This window comes from Streptomyces sp. NPDC058683 (assembly GCF_042716195.1).
GTDB lineage: Bacteria > Actinomycetota > Actinomycetes > Streptomycetales > Streptomycetaceae > Streptomyces.
Genome location: NZ_JBHXSK010000034.1, coordinates 97,941 through 110,951 on the forward strand (window position 1 = coordinate 97,941; position 13,011 = coordinate 110,951).

Consider the following 13,011-nt stretch of genomic DNA (forward strand, 5'->3'; position numbering starts at 1 on the left):
GACCCCACAGGAGGCGTCGATGAGATGGTCCGGGCGATCCGCGGGTCTGCCGCTGCTGCTGACGGCGTTGGCCGTGGCGGCTGCGGCGTGCACGACGAGCAGCAGCAGTGACGGCGACGGGTCGGCGTCCTGCGTCTACCGGATCCTGTACCAGGACCGGACGTACGAGGACGTCACGGATGTGACGTTCGAGGCCGGCGGGAAGCTGGGCACGGCCACCCACCCGTCGTGCGACGACACCGGCGGTGAGGACGAGACCCTGCCGGCGGACACGATGACGGCCTACGAGGTGGACGGAGTCCCGCCCGAGGTGGCCATCGCGGTCGGCGACACACCCGCGGACGCGCGGCTCGTCGCCGTCTACTCGGACAAGGAACTCCCACCCGAGGTGCGGAAACTGATCGACGGATCCTGACGCGAGTGCCCGCCGGCCATGGCCGTCCCGCTGGGGATGGCCATGGCCGGCGCGCGCCGCGTTACTTGACCGCCCGCAGCGCGTTGATGGTCCCGGCCCCGTAGAAGCCGTTCACGCGCTTGCCGCCCACGCAGACGGCGTCCACGACGCCGTCGCCGTCTCCGTCGTAGGGGCCCGCCGGGCAGCCCGGGTTGTCCGCCTCGGCCTTCAGCAGCGCCTGGAGCCGGGCCGGGGAGGCGTGCGGGTGGGTCGACTTCAGCAGCGCGGCGACCGCGGCCACGTGCGGGGACGCCATCGAGGTGCCCTGGAGGAAGCCGTACTGGTCGTTCGGCAGGGTGGACAGGATGCGGCCGTTCTGCGACGGAGTGTTCGGTATCTGGTACTTGTCGCCGCCCGGGGCCGCCACGTCGACGACGCCCTGTCCGTAGCTGGAGTAGTAGGACTTGGTGTTGTTGACGCCGACCGCGCTCACGGTGACCACACCGGGCAGCTGGGTCGGCACGTCGAAGCACTCGTGCGGGTCGACCGTGCGGGTCGTGGGCGTCGAGTCGTCGGGGCTGGAGGCGTCCGTGAGGGCGTCCGCGTCGAGGTCGTCGTTCGAGTTGCCCGCCGAGGCCACATTGAGCGTGCCCTTGCTCTGCGCGTACAACTGCGCCCTGTTGACCGCGTCAACGATGGCACGTTGATCCGGGTCGTCCATGCAGTTGTACAGCCATGGATCAACGTAGTAGCTGTTGTTGGTGATCTCCACGCCGTGGTCGGCGGCGAACACGAAGGCGCAGACCACGCTCTCCGGGTAGAACAGCTGCGTCGAGTCGGGCTGGGCCACGGTGATGCTCGCGACCTTCACCCCCGGTGCCACGCCCGCCACGCCGATGCCGTTGCGGGCGGCGGCTATCTCACCGGCGACATGCGTGCCGTGGTAGTGGTCGGCGTCCACCGGCCGCCAGGCGCCGTAGGTCGTGTCGGCCTTGCCGCTCACGCAGTTGGCGGACTGCGCGGCGGAGAAGTTGGGGGCGATGTCCGGGTGGGTGTCGTCGACGCCGGTGTCGATGACGCCGACCGTCACCGACCGGCTCCCGGGGTTGACCGCGGCGGCCTTGTCGGCGCCGATCGTCCGCAGGTCCCACTGGTCGGCCTCCAGGGGCTCCTGGCCCGCCGCCGACCTCTTCTCGACCTGTGCGGCCTCCGTCTTCGACAGGACCTGCACGGCCCCCTCGTCCGTGGTCCCCGCCGCGCTCAGCGGAGCCGTCCGGGTCGCCCCCGCCGACCGCACCCCGCGCACCGCGCGCAGCGCGGCGCCGAAGTCCGGGTTCGCCGAGTGCACGACGATCACGCCGATCCTGTCGTACGACGCGACGATCGTGCCGCCGTTGCGGGTGATCGCCCGCTGCACCGACTCGATCGTGCGGTGGTCCGTCCTGGTGTTGACGACATAGGCCAGGTTCGGCCCGTCCGCCGCCGGCGTCGCCGAGGCCGTCAGCGGTGCGGCCGAAGCCGCCGCTGGCAGCAGCCCGAGCGAGGCGGTCAGTGACAGGGCGATCGGTACGGCGAGCGCCAGCGTGCGTCTGGAACGCAGATGAGCCATGGGGTCTCCACATCATCCGGAACATGAACCGAAAACGGGCCCGCCCGAGCCGTGCGTGCTGCCTGGGCAGGTACATGACGTGTGGTGCAGGGCGAAGCTATCTCCCGCACTCGCCGGCCAGCAATGACCGGAGGCCGGTCACGCGAACGACTTCCGAAAGAACTCGGGCGAGTTGAACCTGTCCACGCGTGGCGCCGTGACCTTGAGGAGGGAGCCACAGCAGGATCGAGGCCCCCCGTCGGAATCACCTACCGGAGTCGTGGTATCACTCCGGGTAGGTGATCCAAGTGTCTGTGAGGTCAGAATCCGCATGTCCGTATCGCGAGGAGACTCCGTGGCTACCGAGACACCACCGCCCTCGAAAGCGCAGACCCGGCTCCCCTCCAGCGAGGAGTTCACCGAGGTGCAGCAGGGTCCGGAGTTCGCCGAACTGCGGCACTCCTACCGCTCCTTCGCCTTCCCGCTGACCGTCGGCTTCATCGCCTGGTACCTGCTGTACGTCCTGCTCTCCAACTACGCGGGCGACTTCATGGGCACCAAGGTCGTCGGCAACATCAACGTGGCCCTGGTCCTCGGCCTCGCCCAGTTCCTCACCACGTTCCTCATCGCCTGGTGGTACGCGCACCACGCCGCCGCCAAGCTCGACCCCAAGGCCGAGGCCATCAAGTCCCGGATGGAGGGCGACGCATGAGCCCCGCGATCACCTTGGCGGCCGGCGAGGCCAGCGAGCACCGGACGCTGATCATCACCCTGTTCGCGGTGTTCGTCGCCGCGACCCTCGTCATCACCGTCTGGGCCGGCCGCCAGACCAAGGACGCCGCCGACTTCTACGCGGGCGGCCGCCAGTTCACCGGCTTCCAGAACGGCCTCGCCGTCTCCGGCGACTACATGTCCGCCGCGTCCTTCCTCGGCATCGCCGGCGCCATCGCCCTCTTCGGCTACGACGGCTTCCTGTACTCCATCGGCTTCCTGGTCGCCTGGCTGGTCGCCCTGCTCCTGGTCGCCGAACCGCTGCGCAACTCCGGCCGCTACACCATGGGCGACGTGCTGGCGTACCGCATGCGCCAGCGCCCGGTCCGCACGGCGGCCGGCACCTCGACGATCGTGGTGTCGATCTTCTACCTGCTGGCCCAGATGGCCGGAGCGGGCGTCCTCGTCTCCCTCCTCCTCGGCATCACCAGCGACGGCGGCAAGATCGCCATCGTCGCCCTGGTCGGCGTCCTGATGATCGTCTACGTCACCATCGGCGGCATGAAGGGCACCACCTGGGTGCAGATGGTCAAGGCCGTGCTGCTCATCGCGGGCGCCCTGCTGCTGACCTTCATGGTCCTGGCCAAGTTCAACTTCAACATCTCCGACCTGCTCGGCAAGGCCGCCGACAACAGCGGCAAGGGCACCGCCTTCCTGGAGCCCGGCCTGAAGTACGGCGCCACCGGCACCAGCAAGCTGGACTTCCTCTCCCTCGGCATCGCCCTGGTCCTCGGCACCGCCGGTCTGCCGCACATCCTGATCCGCTTCTACACCGTGCCCACCGCGAAGGCCGCCCGTAAGTCCGTGCTCTGGGCGATCGGCCTGATCGGCGCCTTCTACCTGATGACCCTCGCCCTCGGCTTCGGCGCCGCCGCGCTGATCAAACCGGACGAGATCATCGCCTCCAACAAGTCGGGCAACACCGCGGCCCCCCTCCTCGCCCTCCATCTGGGCGGCGTCGACTCCAACTGGGGCGCGATCCTGCTGGCCACCATCTCGGCGGTCGCCTTCGCGACGATCCTCGCGGTGGTCGCGGGCCTCACCCTGGCCTCGTCGTCCTCCTTCGCGCACGACATCTACGCCAACGTGATCAAGAAGGGCCAGGCCTCCGAGAAGCAGGAGATCAACGCGGCCCGCTACGCCACCGTCGGCATCGGCGCGGTCTCGATCCTGCTCGGTGCCATGGCCCGCGACCTCAACGTCGCCGGCCTGGTCGCGCTCGCCTTCGCGGTCGCCGCCTCCGCAAACCTGCCGACCATCCTCTACAGCCTCTTCTGGAAGCGCTTCACCACCGCGGGCGCCCTCTGGTCGATCTACGGCGGCCTGGTCACCGCGGTCGGCCTGGTCCTCTTCTCGCCGGTGGTGTCCGGCAAGGAGACGTCGATGTTCCCGGACGTCGACTTCCACTGGTTCCCGCTGGAGAACCCCGGCATCATCTCGATCCCGGTCGGCTTCCTCCTCGGCGTCGTGGGCACCTACCTGTCCAAGGAGGCCCCGGACGCCGCGAAGTACGCGGAACTGGAGGTGCGGTCCCTGACCGGTACCGGAGCGCACTGACCTTCGTACGACTGGCCGCGTCGACGGGATCGTAGGGTCCTACGACGCGGCCGCGTCGTACCTCGTGGCATCGGGCCCCTCGCGGTGTCGGTGCTGTCACGTAGGCTCACATGTGACGGAAGAGAACCGATCCGTAACGAGGGAGGGGGCCCAGGTGCTCATCGATACCTACGGCCGGGTGGCCACCGACCTGAGGGTCTCGCTGACCGACCGGTGCAATCTGCGCTGTACGTACTGCATGCCCGAGGAGGGCCTGCAGTGGCTGACCAGGTCCGACCTGCTCACGGACGACGAGATCGTCCGCCTGGTCGACATCGCCGTCCGCCTGCTGGGCGTCGAGGAGGTCCGCTTCACCGGCGGCGAGCCCCTGCTGCGCCCCGGCCTGGTCGGCATCGTGGAGCGGGTGGCGGCCCTGGCCCCCCGCCCCCGGATGTCCCTGACGACCAACGGCATCGGCCTGCGGCGCACCGCCCCGGCCCTGAAGGCGGCCGGTCTGAACCGGGTCAACGTCTCCCTCGACACCCTCCGTCCGGAGGTCTTCAAGACCCTCACCCGCCGCGACCGCCACCAGGACGTCCTCGACGGCCTCCAGGCGGCCCGCGACGCCGGCCTCACCCCCGTCAAGGTCAACACGGTCCTGATGCCGGGCCTGAACGCGGACGAGGCCCCCGACCTGCTGGCCTGGGCGGTGGAGCACGACTACGAGCTGCGTTTCATCGAGCAGATGCCGCTGGACGCCCAGCACGGCTGGAAGCGCGACGGCATGGTGACGGCGGGGGACATCCTCGCCTCGCTCCACACCCGCTTCGACCTCACCCCCGAGGACGCGGCCGAGCGCGGTGCCGCCCCGGCGGAGCGCTGGCTGGTGAACGGCGGCCCGTACCGCGTCGGCGTCATCGCCTCGGTCACCCGCCCGTTCTGCGCGGCCTGCGACCGCACCCGTCTCACGGCCGACGGCCAGATACGCAACTGCCTGTTCGCCAGAGAGGAGACGGACCTGCGCGGCGCACTGCGCTCGGGCGGATCCGACGAGGAGATCGCCCGCATCTGGCGGCTGGCGATGTGGGGGAAGAAGGCGGGGGCGGGCTTGGACGACCCGTCGTTCGTGCAGCCGGACAGGCCCATGTCCGCGATCGGGGGCTAGAGCGACTGCTCAGTCCTCCGGCTCCGCCCACTCCCGCAACAGCACGACATCCTTCAAGAACCCCCGCACTCCCAGAAACTGCGAAAGGTGCTCCCGGTGCTCCTCGCAAGCGAGCCAGGTCTTCCGCCGCTCGGGAGTGTGAATCTTCGGGTTGTTCCAGGCCAGCACCCACACCGCGTCGGCCCGGCAGCCCTTCGCTGAACAGATAACGTCACTCACTGCTTCGTCCTGCAAGAAGCCCCGCAAACAAGGCGACGCCGAGCAGCCACGGGGGGAGCTGCCCGGCGTCGGTCCGTCGCTCCGACGGGGGATGCGGAGCGCGTACGCAGTATGTCATGGGTCACCTGCCGCCCGGCACCGGAACTGCACGATTGATCTGAGCTTTTCCTGAGCTTTGTACGTGGCAGCCGTCCGTCTGCGCGGCATCCCCGATGCTCAGACCGGCCCCGGCTGCTCGCCGCGCACCCTCGCCGCCGGATCCGCCACCGCGTCCTCCGGGACGGACTCCACGTGCGGGTCCTCCGCGCGCGGAGGCGCGATCATCAGCCGGGTCGGCGCGACACCGAACGTCGACGGGAGCGAGGGCGGACGCTCCCGGCCCGCGTTGGCGATGACCACCGCGACATAGGGGAGCAGCGCCCCCAGCACCAACGCCACGACGGCGACATACCGTTCGACGTTCCACAACGCGACCGCGAGGATCACCGACATGGTCCGGACGGTCATCGAGATGACATACCGCCGCTGCCGGCCACGCACGTCCTCCGCAAGTCCGGTGCGGGCCCCGGTGATCCGGAACACCTGGACGCTGCCGCCGCCGCGCTGCTTCCGCATCACATTCCACCATCCGCCCGCATCGGACTCTCCCCGGCCCGTACCTTGTCCGCACCCGTACGGGGAACCGGACCGGGACGTCTCTTACGGTACGCCGCGCCTGCGCCGCCTTCGAGACCGGGTCGCCCTCCCGCCTGCGTGAACGTCCTGCGCCGTACCGCGTACGGGCGTACCGACATGCGCCGTACGGCGTACGGGCCGAGACTTGGCGTAATGCTCACGTCGAGCCGTACGAGGAGGCAGCCATGGGCTGGTTGTGGGCGATCATCGTGGGATTCGTGCTGGGCCTGATCGCGAAGGCGGTCATCCCGGGCAAGCAGCACAGCCCGCTCTGGCTGACGACCATCTTCGGCATGCTGGGCGCGATCGCCGGCAACGCGATCGCCCGCGCGGTGGGCGTGGCGGAGACGAGGGGCATCGACTGGAGCCGCCACATCTTCCAGCTGGTCGCCGCGATCATCATCGTCTTCCTGGGCGACATGCTGTACATGGCGACGCTGGGCAAGCGGAAGCAGCGGGCCTGAGCCGCCCTGAACCCGAAGGCGCCCCGAACCGAAGCGCCCCGTCAGGGGCGCGGGGTTGTGTGAACAGCACCCGCACCCCTACGGCGCTTACGAACCGACGACCTCCACAGCCGCCAGATTCTTCTTGCCCCTCCGCAGCACCAGCCACCGCCCGTGCAGCAACTCGTCCGCGCCGGGTACCGCGTCCTCGGCGGTCACCTTGACGTTGTTCACGTAGGCCCCGCCCTCCTTCACGGTCCGCCGCGCGGCGGACTTGCTCGCCACCAGCCCGACCTCGGCGAACAGGTCGATCACCGGTCCCAGTTCGGCGACCTGGATGTTCGGCACCTCGGAGAGCGACGCGGCCAGAGTCCTCGCGTCCAGCTCCGCCAGCTCCCCCTGCCCGAAGAGCGCACGGCTCGCGGCGATCACCGCGGCCGTCTGGTCGGCGCCGTGCACCAGCGTCGTCAGCTCCTCGGCCAGCGCCCGCTGGGCCGCCCGCGCCTGCGGACGCTCCTCGGTCTGCTTCTCCAGATCCTCGATCTCGTCGTGCGACCGGAAACTGAAGATCCGCAGGAACTTGGAGACGTCCCGGTCGTCCGCGTTCAGCCAGAACTGGTAGAAGGCGTACGGCGTGGTCATCTCCGGGTCGAGCCAGACCGTGCCGGACTCCGTCTTGCCGAACTTGGTGCCGTCGGCCTTGGTGATCAGCGGCGTGCCCAGCGCGTGGACCACGGCGTCGGGCTCGACCTTGTGGATCAGGTCGGTACCCGAGGTGAGGTTGCCCCACTGGTCGCTGCCGCCGGTCTGCAGCGTGCAGCCGTACCGCCGGTACAGCTCCAGGAAGTCCATGCCCTGGAGGATCTGGTAGCTGAACTCGGTGTAGCTGATGCCCTCCTGGGACTCCAGGCGCCGGGCGACGGCCTCCTTCGCGATCATCTTGTTCACGCGGAAGTGCTTGCCGATGTCCCGCAGGAACTCGATGGCCGACAGGCCCTGCGTCCAGTCCAGGTTGTTGACCATGACCGCCGCGTTCGGCCCCTCGAAGTCCAGCAGCGGGGCGATCTGCGCGCGCAGCCGCTCGACCCACTCGGCGACGACCTCGGGCGCGTTCAGCGTGCGCTCGGCATTCGGCTTCGGGTCGCCGATCAGGCCCGTGGCGCCCCCGACCAGGCCCAGCGGGCGGTTGCCCGCCTGCTGGATCCGGCGCATCGTCAGGATCTGCACGAGGTTGCCGAGGTGCAGGCTGGGCGCGGTCGGGTCGAAGCCGCAATAGAACGTGACAGGACCGTCCGCGAACGCCTTGCGCAATGCGTCCTCGTCCGTGGAGAGGGCGATGAGCCCCCGCCACTTCAGCTCGTCGACGATGTCCGTCACGGTTCTCGTATCTCCTTGGGCGATCTTCGGATGATCTTCGGGCGGCCTTGCGACCACCGGCTACGAGGTTATACGCCCTGACTGACAGAGCTCATATTGAAGTCGGGCACGCGCAGCGCGGGCATCGCAGCCCTAGTGAACCAGTCGCTCCACTCCCTCGGCAGCGTCTTTTCCGTGCGTCCGGCCTCCGTGGCCCGCCCCAGCAGGTCCACCGGCGACTCGTTGAACCGGAAGTTGTTCACCTGCCCGGTGACCTGGCCGTTCTCCACCAGGTACACGCCGTCCCGGGTCAGGCCGGTGAGCAGCAGCGTCGCCGGGTCGACCTCGCGGATGTACCAGAGGCAGGTCAGCAGCAACCCGCGTCCGGTGGCCGCGACCATCTCGTCCAGGGAGCGGTCGTCGCCGCCGTCCAGGATCAGGTTCCCGCCCGCCGGGGCGACCGGCAGCCCGGTCAGACCGGCCGTGTGCCGGGTGGTGGTCAGGTGCTTCAGCTCGCCGCCCGCGACCCACTCGGTGGCGCCGACCGGCAGCCCGTTGTCGAAGACCGACTGGTCACCGCCGGAGGAGTGCGCCACGACGAACGGCGCGGTCTCCAGGCCCGGCTCGTTCGGGTCGCTGCGCAGGGTCAGCGGAAGGTCGGTCAGCCGGTCGCCGACACGGGTGCCGCCGCCCGGCTTGGAGAACACCGTCCGCCCCTCGGCCGCGTCCCGCCCGGACGCCGACCACAGCTGGTAGATCAGCAGGTCGGCCACGGCGGTCGGCGGCAGCAGCGTCTCGTACCGGCCCGCCGGCAGCTCCACCCGGCGCTCCGCCCAGCCGAGCCGTACGGCCAGCTCGGCGTCGAGCGCGCCCGGGTCGACGTCCTTGAAGTCCCGCGTGGACCGCCCGGCCCAGGCCGACCGGGTACGGTCCGGCGACTTGGCGTTCAGCTCCAGGGTGCCGGTGGGCTGGTCGTGGCGCAGCCGCAGTCCGGTCGAGGTGCCGACGTACGTCGAGACCAGCTCGTGGTTGGCGAAGCCGTACAGCTCGCGGCCACCGGCACGCGCGCGGGCGAAGGCCTCGCCGAGCGCCGGGGCGAAGTCGGCGAACACGGCGGAGGAGGTCTCGGCGGGCGCGTCCGTGAAGTCCGGCGCCTCCGGTACGCCCGTGACCAGCGGCTGCGCGTCCTCGGCGGCACCGGCGCCCCGCGCGGCGGCCTCGGCGGCCCGCACCAGCGGCTCCAGGTCGTCGGCGGTCACCGCCGACCGGGACACGACACCCGAGGCCGTGCCCTCCTTGCCGTCGACGGTCGCGACGACGGTGAGCGAACGGCCGCGCGTGACGCCGTTCGTGGTGAGCGCGTTGCCGGCCCAGCGCAGGTTGGCGGTGGAGTGCTCGTCGGCGATGACCACACAGCCGTCGGCCCGGGAGAGCTCCAGGGCCCGCTCGACGATCTCGTGCGGCTTGTTGTCACGGGCGCTCATCGACCGGCCTCCTGCGTGGTGTTGAGGATGTTGACGCCCTTGAAGAGGGCCGAGGGGCAGCCGTGGGACACGGCGGCGACCTGCCCCGGCTGGGCCTTGCCGCAGTTGAAAGCACCGCCCAGGACATAGGTCCCCGGGCCGCCGACGGCCGCCATGGAGCCCCAGAAGTCGGTGGTCGTCGCCTGGTAGGCGGCATCCCGGAGCTGTCCGGTGATCCGCCCGTTCTCGATCCTGAAGAACCGCTGGCCGGTGAACTGGAAGTTGTAGCGCTGCATGTCGATCGACCAGGAACGGTCACCGACCACGTAGATCCCGCGGTCGACCCCGCCGATCAGGTCCTCCGTCGAGAGACCGCCCGGGTCCGGCTGGAGCGAGACGTTGGCCATGCGCTGCACGGGCACATGCCCGGGGGAGTCGGCGTACGCGCAGCCGTTGGAGCGCTCGAAGCCGGTCAGCTTCGCGATCCTGCGGTCCAGCTGGTAGCCGACGAGCGTGCCGTCCTTCACCAGGTCCCAGGACTGCGCCTCGACGCCCTCGTCGTCGTAGCCGACGGTGGCCAGGCCGTGCTCGGCGGTGCGGTCGCCGGTGACGTTCATCAGCTCGGAGCCGTACCTGAGCTTGCCGAGCTGGTCGAAGGTGGCGAACGAGGTGCCGGCGTAGGCGGCCTCGTAGCCGAGCGCGCGGTCCAGCTCGGTGGCGTGGCCGATGGACTCGTGGATGGTCAGCCACAGGTTGGACGGGTCGACCACCAGGTCGTACAGGCCCGCCTCCACGCTCGGCGCCCGCATCTTCTCGGCGAGCAGCTCCGGGATCTGCTCCAGCTCGGCGTCCCAGTCCCAGCCGGTGCCGGTGAGGTACTCCCAGCCGCGGCCGGCCGGCGGCGCGATGGTCCGCATCGAGTCGAACTCGCCGCTCGACTCGTCCACGGACACGGCGGTCAGCTGCGGATGCAGCCGCACCCGCTGCTGGGTGGTCACGGTCCCCGCCGTGTCGGCATAGAACTTGTTCTCGTGCACGGTGAGCAGCGAGGCGTCGACGTGGCTGACGCCGTTCGCCGCCAGCAGCCGGGCGCTCCAGTCCGTGAGCAGCGCGACCTTCTCCTCGTCGGGCACGGCGAACGGATCGATCTCGTACGACGAGATCCACGTCCGCTCCGCGTGCACCGGCTCGTCGGCCAGCTCGACCCGCTCATCGGACCCGGCAGCCTTGATCACCTGCGCCGAGAGCTTGGCCATCGCCACCGCCTGGGAGGCGACCTTGGCGGCCGCGTCCAGGGTCAGGTCCACCCCGGAGGCGAAGCCCCAGGTACCGCCGTGCACGACGCGGACCGCGTAGCCGAGGTCGGTGGTGTCCGAGGATCCGGCGGGCTTGGCGTCCCTGAGGCTCCAGGACGCGCTGCGCACCCGCTCGAACCGGAAGTCCGCGTGCTGGGCACCCAGCGCACGCGCGCGTGCCAGCGCGGCGTCGGCCAGGGCCCGTAGCGGAAGCGCCGTGAAGGCTTCGTCGATGGAATGAGGCACGGAGGTCTCCCTGCTGTCGTGGCCTGTCCGTCCGATCATGTCGCGCCCGCGGGCGCACGGACCACAGGTTTCGGCCCGGCGTCGGGCCTTTCTGTAGGGATCCGACAGCGACACCCCCGAGCCACTGTCGGTGCCCGCTTGCTCGCGGTGATGGCGGGACCGATAGGTTTTCGATGAAGCCGCCTGTCGTGCCAGCTGTTCCGGCGGGTGGTCAGACCGAACGAAAGGGTGATCCGTTGAGCCGCTCGGTTCTCGTCACTGGAGGCAACCGGGGCATCGGCCTCGCCATCGCCCGCGCTTTCGCCGACAACGGCGACAAGGTTGCCATCACGTACCGCTCGGGCGAGCCGCCGGCCGTCCTCAAGGAATTGGGCTGCCTCGCCGTCAAGTGCGACATCACCGACTCCGAGCAGGTGGAGCAGGCCTACAAGGAGATCGAGGACGCCCACGGTCCGGTCGAGGTCCTGATCGCCAACGCCGGCATCACCAAGGACACGCTTCTGATGCGTATGTCCGAGGAGGACTTCACCTCGGTCGTCGACACCAACCTCACCGGCACCTTCCGCGTGGTCAAGCGCGCCAACCGCGGCATGCTGCGCGCCAAGAAGGGCCGTGTCGTCCTCATCTCCTCGGTCGTCGGCCTCTACGGTGGTCCCGGTCAGGCCAACTACGCCGCCTCCAAGGCCGCCCTGGTCGGCTTCGCGCGGTCCCTCGCCCGTGAGCTGGGCTCGCGCAACATCACCTTCAACGTCGTCGCGCCCGGCTTCGTCGACACCGACATGACCAAGGTGCTCACCGACGAGCAGCGCGCCACCATCGTGTCGCAGGTGCCGCTCGGCCGGTACGCGGAGCCCGAGGAGGTCGCCGCGACGGTGCGGTTCCTCGCCTCGGACGACGCCTCGTACATCACTGGAGCCGTCATCCCCGTTGACGGCGGACTGGGAATGGGTCACTGATCACCATGAGTGGAATCCTTGAGGGCAAGCGCATCCTGATCACGGGTGTGCTGACGGAGTCCTCCATCGCCTTCCACGCGGCCAAGCTGGCCCAGGAGCAGGGCGCCGAGATCATCCTCACCGCGTTCCCGCGGCCCACGCTGACCGAGCGCATCGCCAAGAAGCTCCCCAAGCCGACCAAGGTCATCGAGCTCGACGTCACCAACGACGAGCACCTCGGGCGGCTGGCCGACCTCGTCGGCGAGGAGCTCGGCGGGCTCGACGGTGTCGTGCACTCCATCGGGTTCGCCCCCCAGGACGCGCTCGGCGGCAACTTCCTCAACACGCCCTTCGAGTCCGTCGCGACCGCCATGCACGTCTCGGCGTACTCCCTGAAGTCGCTGACCATGGCCTGCCTGCCGCTGATGCAGAACGGCGGCTCGGTCGTCGGTCTCACCTTCGACGCCCAGTACGCCTGGCCGCAGTACGACTGGATGGGCCCGGCCAAGGCCGCCCTGGAGGCCACCAGCCGCTACCTCGCTCGTGACCTGGGCAAGCAGAACATCCGCTGCAACCTGGTCTCCGCGGGCCCGCTCGGCTCCATGGCCGCCAAGTCCATCCCGGGCTTCACCGAGCTGGCCTCGGTCTGGGACCACCGCTCGCCCCTGGAGTGGGACCTCAAGGACCCCGAGCCGGCCGGCAAGGGCATCGTCGCCCTGCTGAGCGACTGGTTCCCGAAGACCACCGGCGAGATCGTCCACGTGGACGGCGGTCTGCACGCCATCGGCGCCTGACCCGCACGGACACCATCCGCACGGACACCGTCCGCACGGATTTTCCGAGGCCCGCCTCCCGTGAGGGGTGCGGGCCTCACCCGTTCGGCCCACCGGCCGGGCCGTGGTCGCCCGGGCGGCGCACCCTGGGG

Annotated in this window: 13 protein-coding genes; 7 read left to right on the top strand and 6 right to left on the bottom strand. The window is 69.9% G+C overall.

Annotated features, from left to right (window positions below; translation table 11 throughout):
- The first annotated feature begins 19 nt into the window (after positions 1-19).
- A complete protein-coding gene (locus ACFWXC_RS33005; RefSeq protein ID WP_384484312.1) occupies positions 20-415 on the top strand; it encodes a DUF6281 family protein in 396 nt (131 codons plus the stop codon).
- A gap of 61 nt (positions 416-476) precedes the next feature.
- On the opposite strand, the gene ACFWXC_RS33010 is transcribed toward ACFWXC_RS33005, so the two are convergent.
- A complete protein-coding gene (locus tag ACFWXC_RS33010; protein WP_384484314.1) occupies positions 477-2,003 on the bottom strand; it encodes a S8 family serine peptidase in 1,527 nt (508 codons plus the stop codon).
- Positions 2,004-2,337: 334 nt separating this feature from the next.
- Between ACFWXC_RS33010 and ACFWXC_RS33015 the strand changes: the two genes are divergently transcribed.
- The 3 genes from ACFWXC_RS33015 (at position 2,338) to moaA (ending at position 5,454) form a co-directional block, all read left to right on the top strand.
- Positions 2,338-2,694, top strand: coding sequence for a DUF485 domain-containing protein (locus ACFWXC_RS33015; RefSeq protein WP_384484316.1), 357 nt, complete (start codon positions 2,338-2,340; stop codon positions 2,692-2,694).
- Complete coding sequence (locus ACFWXC_RS33020) at positions 2,691-4,310, top strand: cation acetate symporter (protein ID WP_384484318.1); 1,620 nt, start codon at positions 2,691-2,693, stop codon at positions 4,308-4,310. Before ACFWXC_RS33015 ends, ACFWXC_RS33020 begins: the two co-directional genes overlap by 4 nt.
- 154 nt (positions 4,311-4,464) lie before the next feature.
- Positions 4,465-5,454 carry a GTP 3',8-cyclase MoaA gene (moaA, locus tag ACFWXC_RS33025; RefSeq protein WP_384484320.1) on the top strand — a complete coding sequence of 330 codons (990 nt, stop codon included), beginning with the start codon at positions 4,465-4,467 and terminating at the stop codon, positions 5,452-5,454.
- 9 nt (positions 5,455-5,463) lie between these two features.
- Here moaA and ACFWXC_RS33030 read toward each other — a convergent pair whose 3' ends face one another.
- On the bottom strand, positions 5,464-5,673 hold the full coding sequence (locus tag ACFWXC_RS33030; protein WP_384484322.1) for a hypothetical protein: 210 nt from the start codon (positions 5,671-5,673) through the stop codon (positions 5,464-5,466).
- A gap of 216 nt (positions 5,674-5,889) precedes the next feature.
- Positions 5,890-6,288, bottom strand: coding sequence for a DUF3099 domain-containing protein (locus ACFWXC_RS33035; RefSeq protein WP_384484324.1), 399 nt, complete (start codon positions 6,286-6,288; stop codon positions 5,890-5,892).
- A 245-nt stretch (positions 6,289-6,533) separates the two neighbouring features.
- Between ACFWXC_RS33035 and ACFWXC_RS33040 the strand changes: the two genes are divergently transcribed.
- Complete coding sequence (locus ACFWXC_RS33040; protein ID WP_384484326.1) at positions 6,534-6,812, top strand: GlsB/YeaQ/YmgE family stress response membrane protein; 279 nt, start codon at positions 6,534-6,536, stop codon at positions 6,810-6,812.
- Between the two features lie 87 nt (positions 6,813-6,899).
- Here the strand turns inward: ACFWXC_RS33040 and tyrS are convergent, their stop codons facing one another.
- The 3 genes from tyrS to ACFWXC_RS33055 all read right to left on the bottom strand — a co-directional run bounded on the left by tyrS (position 6,900) and on the right by ACFWXC_RS33055 (position 11,151).
- Positions 6,900-8,168, bottom strand: a complete 1,269-nt coding sequence (gene tyrS / locus ACFWXC_RS33045; protein WP_384484328.1) for a tyrosine--tRNA ligase — start codon at positions 8,166-8,168, stop codon at positions 6,900-6,902.
- Positions 8,169-8,236: 68 nt separating this feature from the next.
- Entirely contained in the window at positions 8,237-9,631 is a 1,395-nt protein-coding gene (locus ACFWXC_RS33050) for a metallopeptidase TldD-related protein (RefSeq protein ID WP_384484330.1), read from the bottom strand.
- Entirely contained in the window at positions 9,628-11,151 is a 1,524-nt protein-coding gene (locus ACFWXC_RS33055; RefSeq protein ID WP_384484332.1) for a TldD/PmbA family protein, read from the bottom strand. The genes ACFWXC_RS33050 and ACFWXC_RS33055 overlap by 4 nt, the downstream gene beginning before the upstream one ends.
- A 236-nt stretch (positions 11,152-11,387) precedes the next feature.
- On the opposite strand from ACFWXC_RS33055, the gene fabG reads away from it, so the two are divergent.
- Together fabG and fabI are read left to right on the top strand one after the other, a co-directional pair.
- On the top strand, positions 11,388-12,107 hold the full coding sequence (gene fabG / locus ACFWXC_RS33060; RefSeq protein ID WP_351694607.1) for a 3-oxoacyl-[acyl-carrier-protein] reductase: 720 nt from the start codon (positions 11,388-11,390) through the stop codon (positions 12,105-12,107).
- Between the two features lie 5 nt (positions 12,108-12,112).
- Positions 12,113-12,880 carry an enoyl-ACP reductase FabI gene (gene fabI / locus ACFWXC_RS33065; protein WP_351694605.1) on the top strand — a complete coding sequence of 256 codons (768 nt, stop codon included), beginning with the start codon at positions 12,113-12,115 and terminating at the stop codon, positions 12,878-12,880.
- Positions 12,881-13,011: the final 131 nt, after the last annotated feature.

Coding starts and splice junctions, on each gene's coding strand:
- ACFWXC_RS33040 (WP_384484326.1), top strand. CDS start 6,534: ATGGGCTGGTTGTGGGCGATCATCGTGGGATTCGTGCTGGGCCTGATC.
- ACFWXC_RS33050 (WP_384484330.1), bottom strand. CDS start 9,631: ATGAGCGCCCGTGACAACAAGCCGCACGAGATCGTCGAGCGGGCCCTG.
- ACFWXC_RS33005 (WP_384484312.1), top strand. CDS start 20: ATGAGATGGTCCGGGCGATCCGCGGGTCTGCCGCTGCTGCTGACGGCG.
- ACFWXC_RS33035 (WP_384484324.1), bottom strand. CDS start 6,288: ATGCGGAAGCAGCGCGGCGGCGGCAGCGTCCAGGTGTTCCGGATCACC.
- ACFWXC_RS33010 (WP_384484314.1), bottom strand. CDS start 2,003: ATGGCTCATCTGCGTTCCAGACGCACGCTGGCGCTCGCCGTACCGATC.
- ACFWXC_RS33020 (WP_384484318.1), top strand. CDS start 2,691: ATGAGCCCCGCGATCACCTTGGCGGCCGGCGAGGCCAGCGAGCACCGG.
- fabI (WP_351694605.1), top strand. CDS start 12,113: ATGAGTGGAATCCTTGAGGGCAAGCGCATCCTGATCACGGGTGTGCTG.